Origin of the sequence: Stutzerimonas sp. Brlt_14 (genome assembly GCF_051948915.1) — a bacterium.
GTDB lineage: Bacteria > Pseudomonadota > Gammaproteobacteria > Pseudomonadales > Pseudomonadaceae > Stutzerimonas > Stutzerimonas stutzeri.
Window position 1 is genome coordinate 66499 of sequence record NZ_JAYJLM010000004.1, and the last position, 21575, is coordinate 88073.

The 21575-nt window shown below is 66.4% G+C and carries 20 protein-coding genes; 9 read left to right on the forward strand and 11 right to left on the reverse strand.

What is annotated here, in order from left to right; all coding sequences use genetic code 11:
• Nucleotides 1–48: 48 nt before the first annotated feature.
• From VF716_RS10705 to VF716_RS10730, 6 genes are all read right to left on the reverse strand, one after another.
• Entirely contained in the window at nucleotides 49–1122 is a 1074-nt protein-coding gene (locus tag VF716_RS10705; protein ID WP_048330032.1) for an NAD(P)-dependent alcohol dehydrogenase, read from the reverse strand.
• A gap of 133 nt (nucleotides 1123–1255) precedes the next feature.
• Entirely contained in the window at nucleotides 1256–3322 is a 2067-nt protein-coding gene (locus tag VF716_RS10710; protein WP_256045298.1) for a GGDEF/EAL domain-containing response regulator, read from the reverse strand.
• 61 nt (nucleotides 3323–3383) lie between these two features.
• Nucleotides 3384–5225, reverse strand: a complete 1842-nt coding sequence (locus tag VF716_RS10715) for a molecular chaperone (RefSeq protein ID WP_256045299.1) — start codon at nucleotides 5223–5225, stop codon at nucleotides 3384–3386.
• A gap of 144 nt (nucleotides 5226–5369) precedes the next feature.
• On the reverse strand, nucleotides 5370–6263 hold the full coding sequence (asd, locus tag VF716_RS10720; protein WP_011914808.1) for an archaetidylserine decarboxylase: 894 nt from the start codon (nucleotides 6261–6263) through the stop codon (nucleotides 5370–5372).
• Nucleotides 6264–6274: 11 nt separating this feature from the next.
• Nucleotides 6275–7090, reverse strand: a complete 816-nt coding sequence (locus tag VF716_RS10725; protein WP_014597842.1) for a rhodanese-like domain-containing protein — start codon at nucleotides 7088–7090, stop codon at nucleotides 6275–6277.
• A gap of 47 nt (nucleotides 7091–7137) precedes the next feature.
• Nucleotides 7138–8661, reverse strand: a complete 1524-nt coding sequence (locus VF716_RS10730) for an HDOD domain-containing protein (protein ID WP_011914806.1) — start codon at nucleotides 8659–8661, stop codon at nucleotides 7138–7140.
• Between the two features lie 164 nt (nucleotides 8662–8825).
• Between VF716_RS10730 and motA the strand changes: the two genes are divergently transcribed.
• Both motA and motB read left to right on the forward strand, forming a co-directional pair.
• A complete protein-coding gene (gene motA / locus VF716_RS10735; protein WP_011914805.1) occupies nucleotides 8826–9677 on the forward strand; it encodes a flagellar motor stator protein MotA in 852 nt (283 codons plus the stop codon).
• A 9-nt stretch (nucleotides 9678–9686) separates the two neighbouring features.
• Nucleotides 9687–10697 carry a flagellar motor protein MotB gene (gene motB, locus VF716_RS10740; RefSeq protein WP_017246541.1) on the forward strand — a complete coding sequence of 337 codons (1011 nt, stop codon included), beginning with the start codon at nucleotides 9687–9689 and terminating at the stop codon, nucleotides 10695–10697.
• Between the two features lie 12 nt (nucleotides 10698–10709).
• Here motB and rsgA read toward each other — a convergent pair whose 3' ends face one another.
• A complete protein-coding gene (gene rsgA, locus VF716_RS10745) occupies nucleotides 10710–11741 on the reverse strand; it encodes a small ribosomal subunit biogenesis GTPase RsgA (protein ID WP_013984184.1) in 1032 nt (343 codons plus the stop codon).
• A 123-nt stretch (nucleotides 11742–11864) separates the two neighbouring features.
• Here rsgA and VF716_RS10750 point away from each other — a divergent pair, with 123 nt between their 5' ends.
• Both VF716_RS10750 and orn read left to right on the forward strand, forming a co-directional pair.
• The gene (locus VF716_RS10750) at nucleotides 11865–12671 is read left to right on the forward strand and encodes a class I SAM-dependent methyltransferase (RefSeq protein ID WP_049338834.1); all 807 of its coding nucleotides are present in this window, start codon (nucleotides 11865–11867) and stop codon (nucleotides 12669–12671) included.
• A 28-nt stretch (nucleotides 12672–12699) separates the two neighbouring features.
• Nucleotides 12700–13242 carry an oligoribonuclease gene (gene orn / locus VF716_RS10755; RefSeq protein ID WP_111481549.1) on the forward strand — a complete coding sequence of 181 codons (543 nt, stop codon included), beginning with the start codon at nucleotides 12700–12702 and terminating at the stop codon, nucleotides 13240–13242.
• Nucleotides 13243–13348: 106 nt separating this feature from the next.
• Here the strand turns inward: orn and VF716_RS10760 are convergent, their stop codons facing one another.
• The 3 genes from VF716_RS10760 to VF716_RS10770 all read right to left on the reverse strand — a co-directional run bounded on the left by VF716_RS10760 (nucleotide 13349) and on the right by VF716_RS10770 (nucleotide 16216).
• Nucleotides 13349–13990, reverse strand: coding sequence for an oxidoreductase (locus VF716_RS10760; RefSeq protein ID WP_111481548.1), 642 nt, complete (start codon nucleotides 13988–13990; stop codon nucleotides 13349–13351).
• 19 nt (nucleotides 13991–14009) lie between these two features.
• Complete coding sequence (locus VF716_RS10765) at nucleotides 14010–15683, reverse strand: C13 family peptidase (protein ID WP_111481547.1); 1674 nt, start codon at nucleotides 15681–15683, stop codon at nucleotides 14010–14012.
• A 77-nt stretch (nucleotides 15684–15760) separates the two neighbouring features.
• Entirely contained in the window at nucleotides 15761–16216 is a 456-nt protein-coding gene (locus VF716_RS10770; protein WP_013984180.1) for a MaoC family dehydratase, read from the reverse strand.
• 204 nt (nucleotides 16217–16420) lie between these two features.
• On the opposite strand from VF716_RS10770, the gene VF716_RS10775 reads away from it, so the two are divergent.
• Genes VF716_RS10775 through VF716_RS10785 form a run of 3 tightly spaced genes read left to right on the forward strand, consistent with a single transcriptional unit; the run spans nucleotide 16421 to nucleotide 18094 of the window.
• Nucleotides 16421–16783 carry a CidA/LrgA family protein gene (locus VF716_RS10775; RefSeq protein WP_020305836.1) on the forward strand — a complete coding sequence of 121 codons (363 nt, stop codon included), beginning with the start codon at nucleotides 16421–16423 and terminating at the stop codon, nucleotides 16781–16783.
• A 5-nt stretch (nucleotides 16784–16788) separates the two neighbouring features.
• Entirely contained in the window at nucleotides 16789–17499 is a 711-nt protein-coding gene (locus VF716_RS10780) for an LrgB family protein (RefSeq protein ID WP_026006669.1), read from the forward strand.
• A gap of 10 nt (nucleotides 17500–17509) precedes the next feature.
• Nucleotides 17510–18094: an LON peptidase substrate-binding domain-containing protein gene (locus tag VF716_RS10785; protein WP_013984178.1), complete on the forward strand. Its 585-nt coding sequence runs from the start codon at nucleotides 17510–17512 to the stop codon at nucleotides 18092–18094.
• A 16-nt stretch (nucleotides 18095–18110) separates the two neighbouring features.
• Here the strand turns inward: VF716_RS10785 and VF716_RS10790 are convergent, their stop codons facing one another.
• Nucleotides 18111–19427, reverse strand: a complete 1317-nt coding sequence (locus VF716_RS10790) for a bifunctional DedA family/phosphatase PAP2 family protein (protein WP_440552695.1) — start codon at nucleotides 19425–19427, stop codon at nucleotides 18111–18113.
• 215 nt (nucleotides 19428–19642) lie between these two features.
• On the opposite strand from VF716_RS10790, the gene VF716_RS10795 reads away from it, so the two are divergent.
• Together VF716_RS10795 and nadD are read left to right on the forward strand one after the other, a co-directional pair.
• Entirely contained in the window at nucleotides 19643–20908 is a 1266-nt protein-coding gene (locus VF716_RS10795; RefSeq protein ID WP_014597834.1) for a glutamate-5-semialdehyde dehydrogenase, read from the forward strand.
• Nucleotides 20908–21567 carry a nicotinate-nucleotide adenylyltransferase gene (nadD, locus tag VF716_RS10800; protein ID WP_013984174.1) on the forward strand — a complete coding sequence of 220 codons (660 nt, stop codon included), beginning with the start codon at nucleotides 20908–20910 and terminating at the stop codon, nucleotides 21565–21567. Before VF716_RS10795 ends, nadD begins: the two co-directional genes overlap by 1 nt.
• Nucleotides 21568–21575 lie beyond the last annotated feature (8 nt).

Sequence of the window (21575 nt, forward strand, 5' to 3'; positions counted from 1 at the left end):
TGCGCACCGGTCGGGCGGCGAACGGCGCGCCCGGCCAGCACACGGTCGTCAGGGCTTGATCGCCACCTTCAGCACACCGTCGCGCTGATTGGCGAACAGGTCATAGGCGGCACCGATGTTGTCCAGCGCGTAGTGATGGGTGACCAGCGGGGCGAGATCGACGCGGCCGGACGCCACCACATTGAGCAGTCGGCGCATGCGTTCCTTGCCGCCGGGGCAGAGCGAGGTGACGATCTTGTTGTCGCCCAGGCCGGCATGGAAGGCGCCCAGCGGAATGCTCAGGTCGCTGGAGTAGACGCCCAGACTGGACAGGGTTCCGCCCGGCTTGAGCACCCGCAGCGCACTTTCGAAGGTCGATTGCAGACCCAGCGCCTCGATCGAGGCGTCGACGCCGCGGCCGCCGGTCAGTTTCAGCACTTCCTCCACCACATCCACATTGCGGAAGTTGAGCGTCACATCCGCACCCATCTTGCGCGCGATATCCAGCCGCGCATCCACGCCGTCCACCGCGATGATGGTGCCAGCGCCGCGCAGCCGGGCGCCGGCGGTGGCGCACAGCCCGATCGGGCCCTGGGCGAAGATCACCACGATATCGCCGATCTTGATATTGGCCGCCTCGGCGCCAGCGAAACCGGTGGACATGATGTCCGGACACATCAGCACCTGCTCGTCGGTCAGCGCGTCCGGCACCGGCGCCAGGTTGGCCTGGGCGTCGGGCACCAGCACGTATTCGGCCTGAGTGCCGTCGATGGTATTGCCGAATCGCCAGCCGCCCATGGGCTTGTAGCCATGGCAGGAGCAGCCGCCATCCTGAGCGGGCAGGCCGTCCTGGCATGCGTAGGAGGTGAAGCTGGGGCAGATGGCGCCGGCGATCACCCGCTGGCCTTCCTGGTAGCCCTTCACGTTGCTGCCCAGCTTTTCGATGATGCCCACCGGTTCGTGACCGATGGTCAGGCCGGGAGCGACCGGGTATTCACCCTTGAGAATGTGGACATCGGTGCCGCAGATGGTGGTCGTGGTGATGCGCAGCAGCGCATCGTTGGGACCAATCTCGGGGATGGGCTTGTCCTGCAGTTCGATGCGGCCCGGCTCGACGAACACGGCGGCTTTCATCATGGCCATGGTGCGACTCCTCCTGGAAGTGAAGACGTCCGGACACTCTAGCCCAGCGTGGAAGCCGGCGGATGACCGCGATCAAGTCAGGGCGAGTTGGCGCAGGAGGCTGTCTTCGGGCTGGTGGGGGCCAGCCCGGAGGTCATTCTTCGTCGGAGGAGAAGTCGTAGTCCATCGACTGGCTCGGGCCCTGCAGGTAGTGGCCCTGGATATAGCTGACGCCGGCCTGCCAGAGGGTGGCAAGTACCGTGGCGCTTTCGACGAAGGGCACGATGCTCTGCTTCTGCTGCTCATGCAGCTCGGCCAGCAGTGCCTTCAGGGCTTCCTGGTTCTCCTGGCGGGTGAGGTCCTGGGTGTAGGAGCCGTCGACCTTGATGAACTCGGCGTCCAGATGCTTGAGCGTGTTGAACGGGTTGAGCACGCAGCCGAACTGGGACAGCGCGATGCGACAGCCGAGCCCGGCCAACCCCTGCGCCAGCGCCTTGGCCGGCTTCAGGTAGGCCACGGCGTCGGCTTCGCCCAATTCGAAGGCCAGCGAATCGCCCGGCAGGCGCGACGCCTTGAGCACGACGCCCAGCCAGGCCAGCAGGCTGGCGTCCTGGATGCTGGCAGCCGACAGGTGCAGGAACAGCCGTGTGCGATGGCCCTTGGCGCGGTGTTCGGCCAGCAGCTTGATGGAGTTGAGGATGACCCAGCGATCGATCTTGGTGGCCAGGCCCGCCTCGCTGGCGACGCTGAGGAAGTCGCTGGGCGGTACCTGCACGCCTTGCGGATCGAGCAGGCGCAGCAGCACTTCGTAGTGTTCGAAACTGTCGCCACGCAGGCTGATGATCGGCTGGAACAGCAGGCGGAAGCTGTTGTTCTCCAGGGCCTGCTTGAGCATGGCGATGATGTCGCCGCGGTTGGCGGCGGCGGCCAGCTCGTCGGCCGGGTTGTAGATTTTCAGCGCATTGCCGTCGCTCAGGTCATCGGCACAGCGGTGTGCGCGCTCGATGGCGTCCTGCGCCTTGGCGGTCTTTTCGTCGAGGCCGGCGACACCGATGCTGAGGGTGGTCTGCACCGTGCGGCCGCCGACGTCTAGCAGATGGCCTTCGACCTTGCTCAGCAGCTTGCGCAGTTCGGGTTCGGCCTGCTGCGGAGTGAGGCCGGGCTGCAGCACGGTGAACACGTCGTCGGCGAAGCGTGCCAGCTGGCTGTCGCCGGAAAAGTGTCCGCGCAGCAGGGTGGCCAGCTGACTGAGCAGCTCATCCGAGTCGGCCAGGCCGATGTCCGCCTGCAGCGCGGCGAAGCGGTCGACGCGAACATAGGCCAGGCTGGCGCTCTGTCCGGCGTTCACGGCGCGCTCGACGGCGGCATCCATCACTTCGAGGAAGCTGTTGCGGTTGAGCAGGCCGGTCACGGGGTCCTGACTGCTGATTTCGCGCAGTTTCTGCAGTTCGGCGCTGTCGTTCTCGGCACGGATCACGACCTGGATGCAGGGCTCGCCGTCGTAGGCCGCCGGCGAGAAGATCATCCGTGTCTTTAGCGTGTCGCCGTCGGCGCGCACGCCACCGCAGGCAAGCTCGGCGGCGCCTTCGAGGGTCTGGTAGTTCTTCAGGAACGTCTTGAAGCGACTCTGGTCGGTGCCGGCGATCAGGTCGATCATCGGCATGCCTTCCAGATCCTCCACGTCGTCGTAGCCGAACAGCTCGAGGTAGGCGCGGTTGGCGTAGATGTGCATGCCATCGTGCACATAGGCGATGGCATCCACCGAGCTGTCGAGCAGCAACTGGCAGCGCTTTTCGGCCTCGCGCAGCGCCACTTCCGCCGAGCGTCGTGCGCGACGCTCTTCCAGGTTGGCCAGCTCGCGGTTGGCCACCAGCAGGAGCCACTCATCCTCGCCCTGCGGCAGCGCATCCTGGGCGCCGAGCATCAATGCTTCGGTGATCGCTTCGGCATCGTTGCCGGCAGTCAGCTGGATGATCGGGATGTCCTTGGCCTGCCGGCGAATGGCGCCGATCGCCTCGCTGGGGTCGAGGTTCTCGCTTTGCGGTGCATTGATCAGCAGGTCCCAGGTCTGCGTCAGGGCTTCGGCCAGGTCGTCGCTGGACGTCAGTCGATGCACCCGGGTCGCCTGTCCGGCATTGCGGAAAAGGCTGACCAGACGCTCGGCCTCGTTCTGCGAGTCTTCGAGAATCAGCAGGCGGATGGTTTTCTTTTGCAGGGCCATGGCAACAGCTTAAGTGCGCGCCGGTGCGGCGCGGGCAGGCAAGAATGCGAGAGTCGGCAATCTACAGCGACTTCCAGAGTGAGTCAAAATCTTCATCCCCGCCCGCCGTGTGGGTTTTCCAGCCTGTGACAGGTGTCTCTCGCTCCGGCGCCACCTGCCCGAGCGAGCGATATTCGAACTGGTTGTAGTTGCCGGTGCCGGTGCGCCGCCGATTGAGCACGGCGCGCTGTTCCTCGCCCTCACGCTTGATCAGGACCTTGTGGCCTTCCTGGAAGGGCAGGCGCGGTGCGATCAGCATGGCCGGTTGGGAAATCGCACCGATCTCCGGCAGCAGCAAGGCGCGCAGGTATTCGCTGCCCTGGTCATCCTTGCGCAGCAGGCGCAACCCGCACGGCTGGGCCTGGGGCGCAATCAGCTCGACCCCCATCTGCGTGCTGCCGCCGCGCACCTGGCGTATCCAGCGCACCACGGCGATGCTCCAGCTCTGCGAGCTGCCCTCGCGCAGCCCCAGCAGCTCGCCGGTCTGCAGCTGGCCGGGCACTTCGCCTTCCCATGCCAGGCAGTAGCCGCCGGGGCTGTGGTCGACCAGCTGCACCTGATACAGGGGACGGTTTTCCGTCTCGCTCGGCCGCCTGGGTTGAGCGCTGGCGGGCGCGGCGGTTTTGGCGGCGGCGGCCGTGCGCGTCAGGTTCGGGCTGACGAATTCGATATGGTCATGGGTCGGCAGCAGCTCGACGGTACTGCTCTGCGCGTCGAAGGCATTCGCCCAGACATCCGCCGCGCCGTTATGCAGCTTGAACACCGCACGGTTGGAGGTGCCTTGCAGCTCCAGGACTTCATTGAACGGGCGTTGGCCGGCCAGTTGATAGTGCAGCGCGGTCATGCCGATGCACAGGGTCAGGCTGCCTTGGGCAGGGATGCGCTGAAAGGTGCGTTCGGAAATTGCGCCCCAGGCGGAGCAGAGGTGCCGCAGCAGGTCATCGTCCAGCCCAGCCGCCGCGGGCAGGCGGGTCAGCTGGCGATTGTCCGGCGCCAGACGAAGATGCTCCTCGATGACTTCCACCAGTGGCTGGGTGCTGATACCGAGCAGGTTCTGCTGCTCCCGCTCGGGAAACAGCGAGCGGTAGCGCGGTGGCCCATCGACCAGCGGGGAAAACAGGAACAGGCTGCCGGCGGCACCGACCGCCTGGATCTGGGCCATGCCGCTCCAGGCCTCCAGCGCGGCGGCGAGCTTGACGATACTCTGCTGACGCATCTGATTGCAGCGCGCACAGCCGAGCAGCAGGGATGCCAGATAGCTTTGTTCCGCGCTCAACCCCTTGGCATGACGGGCCAGCGGGTCGCGGATGAGCAGGCGCTCGGTGCCCTGTTCCACTGCCAGTTGGTAGAGCTGGTGCAGCTCCAGCCATAGCCCGGGTGCCGCTGGCCCGTAAAGCTGGGTCGAGCGGATCAGCAGTGCGCCAAGGCAGTGGATGGCCCGCTGCAGCGCGATGGACAGCAGCTGGTGACGCTCGCGATCGGGTTGCGAGACCACACGTATCACGATCAGCTTGTAGCCCACCGCCAAGTGGTTCTGCAACGCCTGGCAGAGCCCGGCGACCTTGCGCGGGCGCTCGCTGAGCACGATCGGCTGGTTGACGAAGTGTTTTTCCAGCTGGTTGCAGACGAAGTCGACATCCGGACGCAGCAGCTCGAGCAACTGCAGGCGGGTGTCGGAGGCGATGCGCAGTTGATTGAGCTCGATCAGCGCTTGATAGAGCTGGCGCGCGGTCTCGCCGATGTTGGCTTTCGGCAGGCCGGCGAGCCAGCCGGTCACACCGCGAACGCTGGCGTCACAGAAGGACAGGGTCTGCCGAGTCGGTGCGGGTGCGCGCAACAGCAGATGATGGCTCTGTCTATCCAAAACGGGCGGACTCCGCGGCGGCTCAGGGCATGGGTAATGTGAACTCTATCAATATCTGCCGGCACGGGCAGGACTAAATGATGGCTCGATGATATTACCCGATATTCGGCAGCCGAGGGCTACCGAAATGTCGCGCCCCGCCTTTTACTGAAGCTCGATGGCCTCGCTCGCGGCTGCGGTGATCGCCGCCTGACCCAGCGACTCGCCCATGCACACCGGGCTCAGCGGGCCGAGCTGTTCGGCCCAGCGCACGCGGTCCGGCCCGAACAGCAGGATCACGGTGGAGCCCAGTTTGAAACGGCCCATCTCCGCGCCCTTTTCCAGGTGGATAGGCGCGCGAGCCGCTTCGTCGTAGCGGAAGGTCTTCAGGCTGCGCTTGGGCGGGGTCACCAGCCCGGCCCAGACGGTCTCGATGCTGGCAACGATCATCGCGCCCACCAGAACCATCGCCATGGGGCCGTGCTCGGTGTCGAACAGGCAGACGACCCGCTCGTTGCGCGCGAACAGCTCCGGCACGCCCTGCGCCGTGACGGTGTTGACCGAGAAGATCCGCCCCGGCACATAGACCATCTCCCGCAGCGTGCCGCTGACCGGCATATGCACGCGGTGGTAGTCCTTGGGCGATAGGTACACCGTGGCGAAGGCGCCGCCCATGAACGGTGCTGCACGCTCATGATCGCCGCCGAGCAGCTCCATGGCGCTGAAACTGTGGCCCTTGGCCTGGAAGATGCGGCCCTGCTCGATCTTGCCGAGCTGGCTGATGGCGCCGTCGCAGGGGTTGAGGATCGCGCCGGGCGTGCTGTCCAGCGGACGGGCGCCGTCCTTCAGGGCGCGGGTGAAGAAGGCGTTGAAATGTTCGTAGGCCGTCGGCTCCTCGATCTGCGCCTCGCGCATGTCGACCTGAAAATGCCGGACGAACCACTTGATGAACGTGTTCTTCACCCAGGGCAGGCGGCATTCGGCCAGGCAGCCGGCCAGGCGGGAAATCAGGTGATGCGGCAGCACATACTGGCTGATGACGAACAGGCGGTCTTTCATGTGTGTCCTTTTCATTGCTGCACCGGGGTGTCAGGCAGGTTGCCCCATTCGGCCCAGGAACCGGCATAGCCCTTGACGCGGGGATAGCCCAGCGCCTTGGCCAGCAGGTAGGTGAAGCCGGAGCGGTGGTGAGTCTGGCAGTGGGTGACGATTTCCTTGTCCGGAACGATGCCCAGTGCCAGCAGGCGCTCGGCGATGTCTTCGCGGATGCGCAACGCGCGGGCGGGGTCCATGGCGGCCGTCCACTCGAAATTGACCGCCCCGGGGATATGGCCTCCGCGGGCGGCGAAGAGCTTCTCGCCGCGGTATTCGGCCGGCGAGCGGGCGTCCCAGATCACCAGGTCGTCGGCGCCGAGGCGGCTCTCGATGTAGTGGCGGGTGGCGGTCGGGGCGTCGTCCACGACCAGGTGTGGTGTACCGGTCGCCGCTTCGGGTATCTCCCGGCTCAGCGGACGGGCTTCGTCCAGCCAGGCATGCAGCCCGCCGTTGAGATAGTGGTAGTGCCGGTGGCCGATCACGTCGAGCAACCAGATGAAGCGTCCGGCCCAGCCGCCGCCTTCGTCGTCGTACACCACGTACACCGCATCGGGGCGATGGCCCAGCGCGCCGAACACCCGTTCCAGCTGCGCCTGTTCGGGCAGCAGGCCTGGTGCGGGCGGTCGGCCCAGTTGGGTCTGTTTGGGATCGACGAAGCGGGCGCCCGGCAGGTGGCCTTCGGCATAGCGGGCAGCACTGGTCAGATCGACCAGGATCAGCTCGGGCGCATCGAGGCGGGTGGCCAGATCGGCGGGCTCGATCACCAGTGGCAGATTGGAAAAGGCGGACACGGCAGGCCTCGACTAGTCGTTGAAGGGGCGAAGTCTAGCGAAAAAGCTCAGCCCCCGCGCCTGCCGAACAGACTCAAAGCGCGCTCGATGCATTGTGATGTTTTAGCGAATGTTTGCACGCTGGCGTCGGACAGCGGCGCGCCGTTCTGATCGGCCACGACCAGCATCAATACCCGACCGTCGACGCCCAGGGAGCGCAGTAGCAGGTGTTCGCCGGCGAACAGTGCCTTGAGGCCGCCGGGCAGCAGAGCGGAAAACTGTGCCATGTTGGCCGGCTGCAGACGCAGCTGGGCCGGTTTTTCCAGCAGGCGACGCACGACCTGGCTCTGCTCCGGTGCAAGCGTCAACCGTGCGGCATCGCCGGGCAGGCCGACGCATTGCTGGGCGACGAGGCGGTTCTGCTTGCGATCCACCAGCAATACCAGCGAGCGTTGCATGCCGGCGCTGGTCAGGGCCTGGCTGGCGGTGGCGGTCAGCTGCAGCACGTTGCTGAACGGGCTGGGCTCGGCAAGCAGCCGGCGGCAGTGTTCGCGCCATTCGGTCAGATCGGCCGTCGGAGCAGATGTGGCCGCGGATACTTCGCGCAACACCTGGAAGCGGCTGCCACTCGGCCACAGCAACCCTTGGGCGGGGTGCCAGAGATCGGTCGCGCCGAAATCGCGGGCGCTGATGACTGCCTGCTGGTGCACCATCTGCTGCAATTCTCCCAGCGGTACCTGCAGATACAGCCCGGCCAGGCGTTGCCAGCGCAGGCTGTGGATGCCGCTCCAGCTGTGGTGCGCCGACAGCGCCAGGCCGTTGGCCAGTACGATGGTGTTGCTCGGCAGCGTCAGCCAGCGCCGCAATTCCGGATCGGCGTCGAGCATCTGCTGCTGGTGCAGCGGGTGCTCGTTGTCGTGGGCAATGTGCAGCGCCTTGATCAGCCTGCGCCGGTCGGCGCCCAGCAGGCGGTAGCCCTGAATGATCCAGTCCGGCAGGCGCCAGTGCTCGGCGAGCGCGAGGCACAGCTCCAGCAGGGAAACGCCGAGCAGTTCGCGCTCGACGCGGCTGGCCGGCTCGCCCTTGACCAGCACTCGCTGCTCCCAGGCGTCCAGCAGATGCGGATAGGCGCCGACCAGCGCCCAGGCCGGGGCGAGAAACAGCAGGCTGCCCCAGTGGATGTCCTGCCACAGCCGTGCGAGGCGGGCGGCGAACAGTCCGTTGGCCTGCTGGCTGGCATGCCGGCTGATCAGCACCACCTGACGCAGCGGCCGCGGCATGTCCTGGGCCTCCATCGCCGGTATGCGAGCCAGCAGCGCCTCGGCGCGTTGCAGGCCGATGCGGCTGAGCGCGACCTCGAGGCTTTCCGCTGGCTGGCCATCGCCGATGCCGCGATTGGCTTCCTGAATGAAGCGCAGCGCCAGCACCGGGCTGTCCTGAATCAGCTCGGCAATCTGCCGCATCGACTTGCTGGCGTCGCGCAGCGCCAGGCGCACCTTGCCATGAACGGCGGCGAAGGCGGGCAGGGGAGCGTCATCGAGTGCCTTGATCCAGGCAGGTAGCGTACGGGGCAGCGGGGGTGTGGTGGTCATGGCCGAACTAGCTTTTCATCGGGATGGCCTTTAGTCTGGCGCAAAAGTTCCGATAACCAGAACAATTCTTCCAACATTCCTTCTGCAAGGCCGTACGGCGGGGTTTTGCGGCAGTTGTTGCCGCAGTCCGAACGGCTCGTAATCAGGTTCCAGACGTACCTCCTATGGTCAAAATCATCGGCATCATCGTCGTGTTCGCCAGCGTGCTGGGCGGGTTCGTACTATCCGGCGGCAAGATCGGCGCGCTCATCCATCCCTTCGAGGTGATGATCATCGGCGGCGCGGCGCTGGGTGGCTTCCTGCAGGCCAACCCGGGCAGCACCACCATGATCGTCTTCAAGAAGTCGCTGAAGATGTTCAGCACGCGCTTTACCCACGCCTATTACCTGGAAGTGCTCAGCCTGCTCTACGCGATTCTGAACAAGAGCCGCCGTGAAGGCATGATGGCCATCGAGGCTGACCTCGAGGACCCGGCCGCGAGCCCGCTGTTCAGCAAGTACCCGGGCTTCCTGCAGGACGAGCGGATGACCGCCTTCACCTGCGACTACCTGCGCATCATGTCTTCCGGCAACATGGCGCCCCATGAGCTGGAAGGCCTGTTCGACATGGAGCTGACCAGCCTGAAGGAGGAACTCGATCATCCGGCCCACGCGGTCAGCAAGGTGGCCGACGGTCTGCCGGCGATGGGTATCGTCGCGGCGGTGCTGGGTATCGTGATCACCATGTCCATCCTCGCTGAGGCGGACAACGCGATGATCGGCTACAAGGTGGGGTCGGCGCTGGTGGGTACCTTCCTCGGTATTCTCGCCTCCTACGGCTTCTTCGGCCCGCTGGCGGCGGCGCTGGAGCACGATGCCAAGGAGGAGCTGAACGTATACGAATCCATCAAGGCGACCCTGGTGGCCTCGGCGTCCGGCATGCCGCCGAGCCTGGCCGTCGAGTTCGGCCGCAAGGTTCTCTATCCGGCGCACCGCCCGAGCTTCTCCGAGCTCGAGCAAGCCATGCGTGGCAGCTAAAGGTTCGCCATGGACAATACCCAACCGATCATCGTCAAGCGGGTCAAGAAGGTCGCTGGCGGTCATCACGGTGGCGCCTGGAAGATCGCCTTCGCCGACTTCGCCACGGCGATGATGGCGTTCTTCCTGGTGATGTGGCTGATGAGTTCGGCCACGCCGGAACAGAAGAAACTCATCTCCGGCTACTTTCAGGACCCCATCGGGTTCACCGAAAGCGCCAGCCCCCATGTCATCGATCTGGGCGGCACGCCGACGCCTTCGCCGGACCGCACCCTCAATCCCGAGCTGGAGCCTGCGCAGAGCGAGGCGCAGATCGACGCCCAGCAGGCCGAGACGTTCGCCGAGCAGATCGAGCGCGAGCGGCTGGAGTTGCTGCTGCAGGAACTGCAGAACAAGGTCGACGAGAACCCCGAGCTGCAGAAGTTCAAGGACCAGATCCTCTTCGAGATCACCCAGGACGGCCTGCGCATCCAGATCATGGATGCCGAGAACCGACCGATGTTCGCCCTCGGCAGCGCCCAGCTACAGCCTTACTTCGAGGACATCCTGCTGGCGCTGGTGGACACCATCGCCGCGGTGCCGAACAAGATCAGCATCAGCGGGCACACCGACGCCAAGCCGTTTTCCGGGCGTGGTGACTTCGGCAACTGGGAGCTGTCGGCCAGCCGCGCCAACGCGGCTCGGCGAACGCTGGTGTACGGTGGCTATCCGGAAGAGCAGATCGCGCGGGTGGTCGGCTACGCATCCTCTGCGCTGTTCGATCGCAAGGACCCGTTCAATCCGGTGAACCGTCGCATCGATATCCTTGTGCTGACCAAGAAGGCGCAGCGCTCCATCGAGGGCGAGCAGCCCGATGCGTCGCAGAAGTCCGATGCGGGCGAGGCGGCTCAGCCGCCAGCAAGCGGCGGTGGCGGTGGCGCGCCGGCGCTCAATGAGCCGTTGCAGCCGCAACAGCTGCGCGAGCGGCTGAACATCTTCGAGGATGGCGTGCTGAAGTTCAGTGAGCCCGGTGCGCGCTGATCAGCCCGCTTATCAGTAGTCCGATTCCGGCAGGCTGCTGAGGATGTGCCGGTAGCTGGCCATGCGTTGCGGCTGGATGCGGCCGTCTTCCAGCGCCTTGAGCAGTGCGCAGCCCGGTTCGCGATCATGCTTGCAATCGCGGAAGCGACAGTGGCCGAGCAGCTCCTGGAATTCGATGAAGCCCGCTTCCACATCGGCGCGGCTGACGTGGCCGAGGCCGAATTCGCGAATGCCGGGTGAGTCGATCAGCTCGCCGCCACCGGGGAAGTGGAACAGTCGCGCGGTGGTGGTCGTGTGCGTACCCTTGCCGGTCATTTCCGACAGCGCGCCGACACGGGTGTCCACGCCCGGCAACAGGCTGTTGACCAGCGACGACTTGCCCACCCCGGATTGCCCGACGAACACGCTGACATGGCCGTCCAGGCGCGCCTTCAGCTCATCCATGCCGGCGCCGCCATGGGCCGAGACCTCCAGCAGCGGATAATCCAGTTGGCGATACACGTCCAGGAGCCGGTTCAGCGCCACCTCGTTGTGTTCGTCGATCAGGTCGGCCTTGTTCAGCAGCAGCAGCGGCGCGATGCCCGCGTGCTCGGCGGCGATGAGATAGCGGTCGATCAGGTTGGCGTGCGGCTCGGGGAGCGGGGCGAAGACAATGACGATCAGGTCGACATTGGCCGCCACGGGCTTGAGCTGACCGCGCATGTCCGGCCGGCACAGCTCCGAATGCCGCGGCAGCTGCGCGACGATGACGCCGATGCCCTGGTTGCCCGGGCGCCAGACCACGCGGTCGCCGGTGACCAGTGCCGGCAGGTTGGCCCGCAAGTGGCAGCGGAACACCTGCCCGCTGTGTTCGCCCTCCAGTGCCTCGACCTCGACCTGTACGCCGAAATGCGCGATGACCAGCCCGGTCTGTTCCGGGCCCAGGTCGCCGCCCTCCAGCTCCTCGAGGGCACGGCTCTCGCGACGCGCGGCACGGGCGGCGCGCTCTTCCTGGATCTTCTCGATGCGCCAGCTTTGCCGGCGGTTGAGTTGGCGTTTGGCCATGGGTTGGGGCTGTCTCGGAGTTTTGGTGGGCGAGTCTAGCATGCCGAACCCGGCGGGCTGCGGCCTGTATGGCGCGTCGGTAGGCGGCTAGACTGGGTGACCCTGGTTCGATGATTGCCGGCCATGTCCGCCACCACGCTCACTCGTTTGCCCGTCCTGCGCGCGCTGCTGGCCCAGCTGCTGGCGCTGCCGCTCGTCTGGCTGCTGTCGCTCGGCCTGGTCTGGGGCTTTGCCGTGCGCCCGGGACTGCTCCTCGCGGCGCTCGCACAGGGCGCCCTGGCCGCACTGATCGGGGCGCGGCTCGGCCTGTCGGTCTGGTGGCTGCCGATCAACCTGCTGTTCGTGCCCGGTCTGCTGCTGTTCCGCGATCTGGACGTGCCGGCATGGGCGCCGCTGAGCGGCTTCGCGCTGCTCTTGCTGCTCAACTGGAACGCTTTCGGCGAGCGGGTGCCGCTCTACCTGACCGGCTCGCAGACCGAGCGCCGGTTGCGCGCGCGGCTGGCGGTGTTGCCGACGGATTTTCGCCTCATCGATCTGGGCAGTGGGCTGGCCGGTACCCTGGTGCGGCTGGCGCGGGCATATCCGGCGGCGCGCTTCGTCGGGGTGGAAACCGCGCCGCTGACCTTCGCCCTGTCCTGGCTGCGCTGCCTGCCGCGGCGCAACTGCCAGGTCCACCCGCTCAGCCTGTGGCGCGTCGACCTCGGCGAATACGATGTCGTCTACTGTTTCCTGTCACCGGCACCCATGGCGGCGCTGTGGGAAAAGGCGCGGGCGGAAATGCGCCCCGGTGCGATGCTGATCAGCAACAGTTTCGCCGTGCCCGGCGTGGAACCGGCCGAGGTGCTGTCGATCGACGACTGGCGCGGCTCACGCTTGCTGATCTGGTACCCGGCCGGCCCGCCACCTGACGGCACCGGCACGAGCGGCTAAACTGCGCCGCACAGCCAAGGAGCCCCTCATGCAGAACCCGCAGAACCTGATCTGGATCGACCTGGAAATGACCGGTCTGGATCCGGACAACGACGTCATCATCGAGATGGCCACCATCGTCACCGACAGCCAGCTCAACGTGCTGGCCGAGGGACCGGTCATCGCCGTGCACCAGAGCGACGACGTCCTCGCCCGCATGGATGAGTGGAACACCCGCCAGCACGGCGGTTCGGGGCTGACCCAGCGTGTGCGCGAGAGCCGGATTTCCACGGCGGAGGCCGAGCGCCTGACCCTGGAATTCCTCGAGCAGTGGGTGCCCAAGGGCAAGTCGCCGATCTGTGGCAACAGCATCTGCCAGGACCGTCGTTTCCTCTACCGGCAGATGCCGACGCTGGAAGCCTACTTCCACTACCGCAATCTGGATGTCTCGACGCTCAAGGAGCTGGCAGCACGCTGGGCGCCGCAGATCATGGAAGGTTTCAAGAAGGGCGGTACCCACCTGGCGCTGGACGACATCCGCGACTCCATCGCCGAGCTGCGTCATTACCGCGAGCATTTCATCAAGGTCTGATAGAGCCGCTTCAGCGGCTAGCCACAAGCCGCAGAAAAAGCCAGATGGGCGTAGCGTCGATGCGAGAAACGACATCCGCGCTACGCCGCTTGCAGCTTCCCGCCTGTTATTTCCCCAACTTGCGCAGTTCGTCCGACTCGACGATGCGCACGCCATCGCCTTCCTCGAGCGCCAGGCGCCAGAGCGCCCGCGCCAGGGTGCAGGCTTCGATCCCGTGGTACTTGCCTGGCAAGAGTTGCGACAGCGGCGCGGCGATGCGTTCGCTCAGGCGCATTTCCAGACGCGGGCCGAGCAGTTGCGACGGGCGCGCGATGGTCAGCTGCGGCCAGTCCTGCTGCTGCAGCGCCGCTTCCATCTCGCCCTTGACCTTGAGGTAGAAGATCGAGCTGTCCGGGTTGGCGCCGAGCGAGCTGATCACCAGCAGATGGCGGGCCCCCATTTCCTTGGCGCGGCGGGCAAATGCCAGCACCAGGTCATGATCGATGGCGCGGAAGGCCTCCTGGCTGCCGGCCTGCTTGAGCGTGCTGCCCAGGCAGCAGAAGGCCGTGTCGATCGTGCCGCTCAGCGTCGGCAGCAGCGCCGGCAGCTCGCCGACCGGGTTTTCCAGGCGCTGATGCGGGGCCAGCGGCTTGCGCGTGGGCGCCAGTACGCGCTCGACGGTGGGTTCGTTGAGCAGTCGATCAAGCAGATGCTCGCCAGTGAGTCCGGTGGCGCCGGCAAGCAGAATGCGCTGTGGCGTCAAATACATGGTTGTGCTCCTGTGGCGATCATTGGGCGGCGCGCCGCTGCTGGAGTTCCTGCCAGCGCTGGACGACCGGTTCAGGTGCCCATAATTGCGGTTCCGATGCCTGATAGTCGTCGGCCTGCTCGCGTTCGGCAACCTTTGCCGAAGCGAGCGTGAAGGCCTGCACGATATCGTCGGTTTCCTGCAGGGCTTCGGCGAACAGCGCGCGGCCGAAGTAGGTGAAGTCGCTCTGTTCCGAGCAGCCGAACGACACGCGGTCGGCGCGCGCGGCGGTCATGATCAGGGTCTGCTGGTTCTTCAGCGGCTCGATGAAGCCGCCGGAATAGCAGGCAGAGATCACCACCACCGCCTTGCGTCCGGCCAGCGGCGCGAGCAGTCCGGCAAGGTCGCGGGCAGGCAGATCGTCCAGGCTCAGGCGCGGCTGGCTCAGCACCAGTTCGTGTTCGGCCGAGCCGTGGCTGGTGAAGGAGAGGAAGATCAGGTCTTCCTCGCCGCTGCGCTCGGCCAGGGCACGGATGGCACGTCCCAGGTTCTCCCGGGTCGCCAGTGGGCGGTCGGCCAGGTGGTCGCGATGGTTGACCAGGCTGAGCTGGCCGTGGGCATGGAAACGTTCGGCCAGCAGCCGTTGCACGTAGTCCGCCTCGCGCATGAACACGCTCTGGCGACCATCGCCGGCGAGCGTCAGCGTATAGAGTTCCGCCGCCGGCGTGGACGGCGGCAGGGCGTCGATAGCCCTGTCGAGCAGGTCGCCCTGCTCCAGCAAGGCGATTTCCAGCGGATCGGGCAGGGCACGGCCCTGTTCGTCGCGGACGCGTCGGTCGTTGCGCCAGGTGCCGCGCATTTCGCTGCCGTCGGCAGCGGTCAGCACGCCTTCACCGTCGAAGCGTCCGAGGCGAAAGCCGCCGGTATAGAAGCTGCCGTCGGCGCGATCGAGGCGGCCCTGGCCGTGATAGCGCCAGCTGCGGAACTGGCCGACGTAGCGGCTGCCATCGCTGGCGATGTGGCTGCCGGTACCATTGAGCTCGCCGCGGACGAAGGTGCCGCTCCAGAGGTTGCCGTCGAGATCCTCGTAGCGGCCCTGGCCATGGAACTGGTCATTCTCGAACTCGCCGCTGTAGCGCTCGCCCTGGCCGGTCACGTAGCTGCCGGCGCCGTTCAGGCTGCCGGCGCTGAAGTGGCCGCTGAGCTCGCCGTCGGCGTCGTGGCGGATGCCCGGCCCATCCGGCTGACCCTGGCTGAACTGGCCGCGATGGCTGAGGCCGTCGGCATAGTCCAGGCGGCCCATGCCGTGGTAGAGGTTGTTGCGAAACTCGCCTTCGTACACGGTGCCGTCCTGGCTGAAGCGACCGTGACCGTGCATGCGGCCGGCATGGAATTCACCCTGATAGACGCCGCCTTCGGCGTAGCTGAAACGGCCGAGGCCGTCGAACAGGCCGTGCTTGAACTCGCCCTCGTAGCGATCGCCGGTGGCGCCGTTCCAGGTGCCGAAGCCGTGCCATTGGCCGTCCTTGAACTCGCCGAAGTAGTAGCTGCCGTTCGGGTAGTCGATACGTCCGCTGCCCTGCAGCAGGCCGTCGACGATCTCCCCGCGGTAGCGGCCGCCGTCGGGCAGCACTGCATCGGCAGGGGTGAATGGCTCGCCCTCGCCGCAGGCGGTGAGCAGGCCGATCAACAGCAGGGGAACGAGGCGCAGCATGCGGGCATCCGCTCAGGCAGGAGGCCCGCAGTATGCCGCAAACCCAACGGCCTGCGACATCCGCGCAGGCGCGCTGCTCAGAGGATGCACAGGGCCAGCGTTTCGGCGATGTAGGCCGGTTTCTCCGAGCCTTCGATCTCCATCACTGCGCGGGCCTTGAGCAGCCACTGGCCGGGATTCTTCTCGTGGGCATCGATCAGCGTCAGCCCCAGCCGAACCCGCGAGCCAACGCGCACCGGCTGAATGAAACGCAGGCTGTCCAGGCCATAGTTGACCCCCATGCGCGTGCCCTCGGGCACGACCAGCAGGTCTCCGGAGAGCATCGGCAGCAGTGAGAGCGAGAGGAAACCGTGGGCGATGGTGCCGCCGAAGGGTGTCTGGGCGGCCTTCTCGGGGTCGACATGGATGAACTGGTGGTCGCCGGTACAGTCGGCGAACCGATCCACGCGCTGCTGATCGATGGTCAGCCATTCGGAATGGCCCAGTTCCTTGCCGATGTAGTCCTTGAGTTGCGCGACGGGTACCTGTGGCATGTGTCCTCCGGATTGTTCTTGTGATCCCGCATGGATGGCTGTAGGGAGCGGCACGCGCCGAAGCGCGTCCTGGCACCGGGCTAGATCAGCACGGCGCGCAGCCCTGGCAAACCAGCATCCGCAGCGCGAATGGGCCGTCATAGCGCAGCGCGGGCGCCTGTGCGCGTTGCCCCTTATACTGTCGCCATTTTGCGGGAGGCTCCCATGCTGCTCAGAGGTCTGACCTGGCTGGTCGCGTTCCAGCTGCTCGGCACCGTCCTCAACGTGTTGCTGCTGCCCATGCTGCCGGGACCCATCATCGGCATGGTGCTGCTGTTCGCCGGTCTGCTGGCGCGCGGCCGCGCCAGCGAATCGCTGCAGCTGGCGGCAAGCAGCCTGCTGCGCTACCTGCCGTTGCTGCTGGTGCCGCCGGCAGTCGGCGTGATGGCTTATACCGAGGCGATTCTCGAGGACTTCTGGGCCATCGTCGGTGTGCTGGTGATTTCGTTGCTGATCTCGCTGGTGTTCACTGGCTGGCTGATGCAGGCACTGATCCGGCGCAAACAGCGCCGCCAGGAGGGCGCATGATGGAATTGCACTGGCACGCGGCCTGGCAGGCACTCATCCATCATCCGCTGTTCGGCGTCGGCATCACCCTGACGGCATTCCAGCTGGCGTTCGCCGCCTACGAGAAGACCCGCTGGGTGTTCCTGCAGCCGGTGCTGGTATCGATGCTGCTTGTGGTCGGCATTCTGCTGCTGTGCGGCATCGACTACGCGGAGTACCGCATCAGCGCCCAGTGGCTGACGCTGCTTCTCGGGCCGGCCACCGTGGCCCTGGCCGTGCCGCTGTACCTGAACCTGCGGCGCATCCGCGAGTTGTTCGGACCTATCGTGATCACCCTGCTCGTCGCCGGTGTGTTCGCCACGGCGTTGGGTATGGCGCTGGCCTGGGCGTTCGGCGCGGACGAGATGATCCTGATGACCCTGGCGCCCAAGTCGGTGACCTCGCCGATCGCCATGCTGGTGGCCGAGCAGATCGGCGGCGTGGTGGCGCTGGCGGCGGTGTTCGTGATGATCACCGGCGTGCTCGGCGCGATTCTCGGTCCGGAACTGTTGCGCCGGTTTGGCGTTCAGCATCCTGCGGCCCGCGGCATTGCGCTGGGGCTGACCGCCCACGCCGTGGGCACCGCGCAGGCGCTGCAGGAAAGCGACGAATGCGGTGCCTTCGCGGCGCTGGCCATGAGCCTGATGGGGGTGATGACGGCGGTACTGCTGCCGCTGGCGGTTGCCCTGCTGCTGTGATGGAGTCCGCATGAAGTTGCCGTTGTTTCCGCTGGATACCGTGCTGTTCCCCGGTTGCATGCTTGATCTGCAGATATTCGAGGCGCGCTACCTCGACATGGTCAGCCAGTGCCTCAAGGCCGGCCACGGCTTCGGTGTCGTGCATATCCTCGACGGCAGTGAGGTCGGCGCGGCGCCGGCGTCCTTCGCGCGCGTCGGCTGCGAAGCGCTGATTCGCGACTGGCAGCAACTGCCCAATGGTCTGCTCGGCATCCGGGTCGAGGGTGGGCGCCGCTTCGATGTCCAGACCTTCGAGGTGCTGCGCGATCAGCTGACCGTCGCTCAGGTCGCCTGGCGCAACGAGGGCGATGCCCTGCCGCTGGCGGACGAACACGCCGACCTGCTGGTGCTGCTCGAGGCGCTCGGTCAGCACCCCATGGTGAAGACTCTGGGGCTCGGCGGCCCGGTGCGCGATCAGGCCGCGCTGGCCAGCCAGCTGGCCTATCTGCTGCCGTTCGAGGCCCGGCAGAAGGTCGAACTGCTTGGGCTGGACGACCCGGAGCTGCAACTGGCGCAGATTCAGAACCTGCTCGAGCAGCTGCAGGAAGGGGCGTAGCGGTGGAGCCGTCGTACTACTGATAGCGATACATCTGCATCGCCGTCGGTAGCGCCCAGACGCTGAACGCACCGAGCAGGCCCAGGCAGGCCGGCAGGATCAGCCACCACACCTTGGCCGGCAGCGCCGCCATCGGTGCGCGCCATTGCACCAGGGTCAGGCTGAGTGCGCAGATGCTCGCCGCGAGCAATGCACCGGCGGTGACGTCGGTCATCCAGTGCACCCCCAGGTAAACCCGCGAAAGCGCTATCGCCGTGGCCGGCAGGCTGGCCAGCACCAGCCAGGCCAGGCGCAGGCGCGGCGGCTGGTCGCGGCCGGCGAGTACGCCCAGGGTGAGAAAAAAGGCGAACGCGGCCGAACTGTGCCCGCTGGGAAAGCTGTAGCTGCTCAGCGGCTCCATCAGCACCTCCGGCCTGACACGGGCGAAGGACGCCTTGAGTGCGCCGTTGGCCATGGCCGTGCCCAGCAGGGTAAGAATGGAAAAGATCGCGGCACGCCACTGGCGCAGGACCAGGAGCAGCACGCACAGCAATACGCCGGCCCAGAGCTGGGTCTGGAAGTCGCCCACGCGTGTGATCAGCACCATGACCCGATCGAGTGTGATGCTGCGTTCGCCCTGGATCACCGCAAGCAGCCCTTCGTCGAGCTCCTTGAGGTGCGGCCAGCCCAGAAACAGTCCGAGCAGGATCGCGATGCTCAGGCCGGTCGCCAGTGCAGTGACCCAGCGCAGCTGGCGCAGACTGCCGAAGGCAGTGGTGGCGATCAGCGTCAACAACGCGCCGACGACCACCGCCGCCTCGCTCCAGAAACCTTCCTCCAGCGGCAGGCGCATGGCGGCGCCAGCGCTCCAGCCGGGCAGCAGATAGGCCATCGACCAGCCGGCGGCGCACAGGCTGACCAGCAGAAAACGCCCGAACGGCATGTCGAGCATGCCGGCGGTCATCGGCAGCATCGGCCGCAGCGGGCCGATGAAGCGACCGACCAGCAGGCTGGCAACGCCGTAGCGCTGGAAGTAATGCTCGGCACGTAGCAGCCACTCGGGATGGTCGCGCAGGCCGCGCAGGCTGCGGATGCCCTGGTGATAACGGCGGCCCAGGGCGTAGGACAACAGATCGCCGAGCAGCCCGCCGATGAAGCCCAGCACCAGGGTTTCGCCCAGGGTCAGCACGCCGTTGCCGGCCAGCACCGCGATGGCGAAGACCATCACCGTCCCCGGCACGATCAGCCCGACTACCGCCAGGCACTCCATGCAGGCGACGATCACGAGCGCCAGCCCCAGCCATTGGGGGTTGGCGGCCAGCCATTGGGTAAGGGTTTCGAGCCATTGGCCCATGCCGGTTTCCTTGAAGCAAGACCGCCTTTCGACCCGGCCAGAGGGCGCGGGGTTTCCTCGGCAAAGCATACTCGCCGGGACTGCCATGCGTACGCTGCCGTCGCGGCGGACGAATGCCGTGCGCCACCGCATGCCTTTCGCCGGGCGCCGCTGTGCGCGGGCGCGCAGCGTGGCTATAATCAGCCGCTTTCCCTTCAGTCAGGCCAGCTAGATCCATGACCGAGTCCGTACTCGACTACATGACCCGCCTGGGCCGCGCCGCGCGCGAGGCCTCGCGGGTGCTCGCGCGCGCCAGCACGGCGCAGAAGAACCGCGCCTTGCAGGCCGCCGCCGCGGCGCTCGATGCCGCTCGCGACGAACTGGTGCGGGCCAATGAGCTGGACCTGGCCGGCGGTCGTGCCAATGGCCTGGACGCCGCCATGCTCGATCGCCTGGCGCTGACGCCAAAGGTGATCGACGGCATGATCGAGGGCCTGCGCCAGGTCGCCACGCTGCCTGATCCGATCGGCGCGATTCGCGACATGCGTTACATGCCATCCGGCATCCAGGTCGGCAAGATGCGGGTACCGCTGGGCGTGGTGGGCATCATCTACGAATCGCGGCCCAACGTGACCATCGACGCGGCCAGCCTGTGCCTGAAGTCGGGCAACGCGACCATCCTGCGCGGCGGCTCCGAGGCGATCCATTCCAATCAGGCGATTGCCCGCTGCATCCAGCTCGGCCTCGCCGAAGCCGGTCTGCCGGCTGCTGCCGTGCAGGTCGTGGATACCACCGACCGCGCCGCGGTCGGCGCGCTGATCAGCATGCCGGACTATGTCGACGTGATCGTGCCGCGTGGTGGCAAGGGCCTGATCGAGCGCATCAGCCGCGACGCCCGGGTTCCGGTGATCAAGCACCTGGACGGCATTTGCCACGTCTATGTCGACGTTGCGGCGGATGTGGACAAGGCCATCCGCATCGCCGACAACGCCAAGACCCAGCGCTTCGCGCCGTGCAACACCATGGAAACGCTGTTGGTGCACCAGGGCATCGCCGAGCAGGTGCTGCCGCCGCTGGCCGCCATCTACCGCGACAAGGGCGTCGAGCTGCGGGGCTGCCCGCGCACGCGCGCGCTGCTCGGCAACGAAGTGCTGGCGGCCAGCGAAGAGGACTGGTCCACCGAGTACAACGCGCCGATCCTGTCGATCCGCATGCTCGACTCGCTGGACGAGGCCATCGAACACATCAATCGTTACGGCTCGCAGCACACTGATGCGATCGTCACCGAGAACTTCACCGATGCCCGCCGCTTCCTCACCGAGGTGGATTCGGCGTCCGTCATGATCAATGCCTCGACCCGCTTCGCCGATGGGTTCGAGTACGGGCTGGGCGCGGAGATCGGCATCTCCACCGACAAGCTGCACGCCCGCGGTCCGGTCGGCCTGGAAGGGCTGACCAGCGAAAAGTACGTGGTCTTCGGCGACGGTCACGTCCGTACCTGATGAATCACGCAGGCGGCGCCCGGCGCATCGGCATACTTGGTGGCACCTTCGATCCGGTGCACATCGGTCACCTGCGCGGCGCGCTGGAAGTGGCCGAGATGTTCGGGCTCGACGAGCTGCGGCTGATTCCCAATGCGCGGCCGCCGCACCGCGATACGCCCAACTGCTCGGCGCAGGATCGCCTGGCAATGGTCCGCCTGGCGGTGCAGGATCTGCCGCCGCTGTGCGTCGATGCCCGCGAGCTGGAGCGGGACAAGCCGTCCTACACCATCGATACGCTGATGTCGCTGCGCGCCGAACTGGCGGCAGATGACCAGTTGCTGCTGGTGGTGGGCTGGGATGCCTTCTGCGGGCTGCCGACGTGGCATCGCTGGGAGGAGCTGCTCGATTACTGCCACATCCTCGTGCTGCAGCGACCGGATGCCGGTAGCGAGGCACCGCAGGAACTGCGTGATCTGCTGGCCGCGCGCAGCGTGCCGGACCCGCAGGCGCTCAGCGGCGGCAGCGGACAGATCGCCTTCGTCTGGCAGACACCCTTGGAAGTGTCCGCCACGCAGATTCGCCAATTGCTGGCCAGCGGCAAGTCGGTCCGATTCCTGGTTCCCGATGCCGTACTGGCTTATATCAACGCGCACGGACTGTACCGGGCGTCGAACTGAGGTTGTTT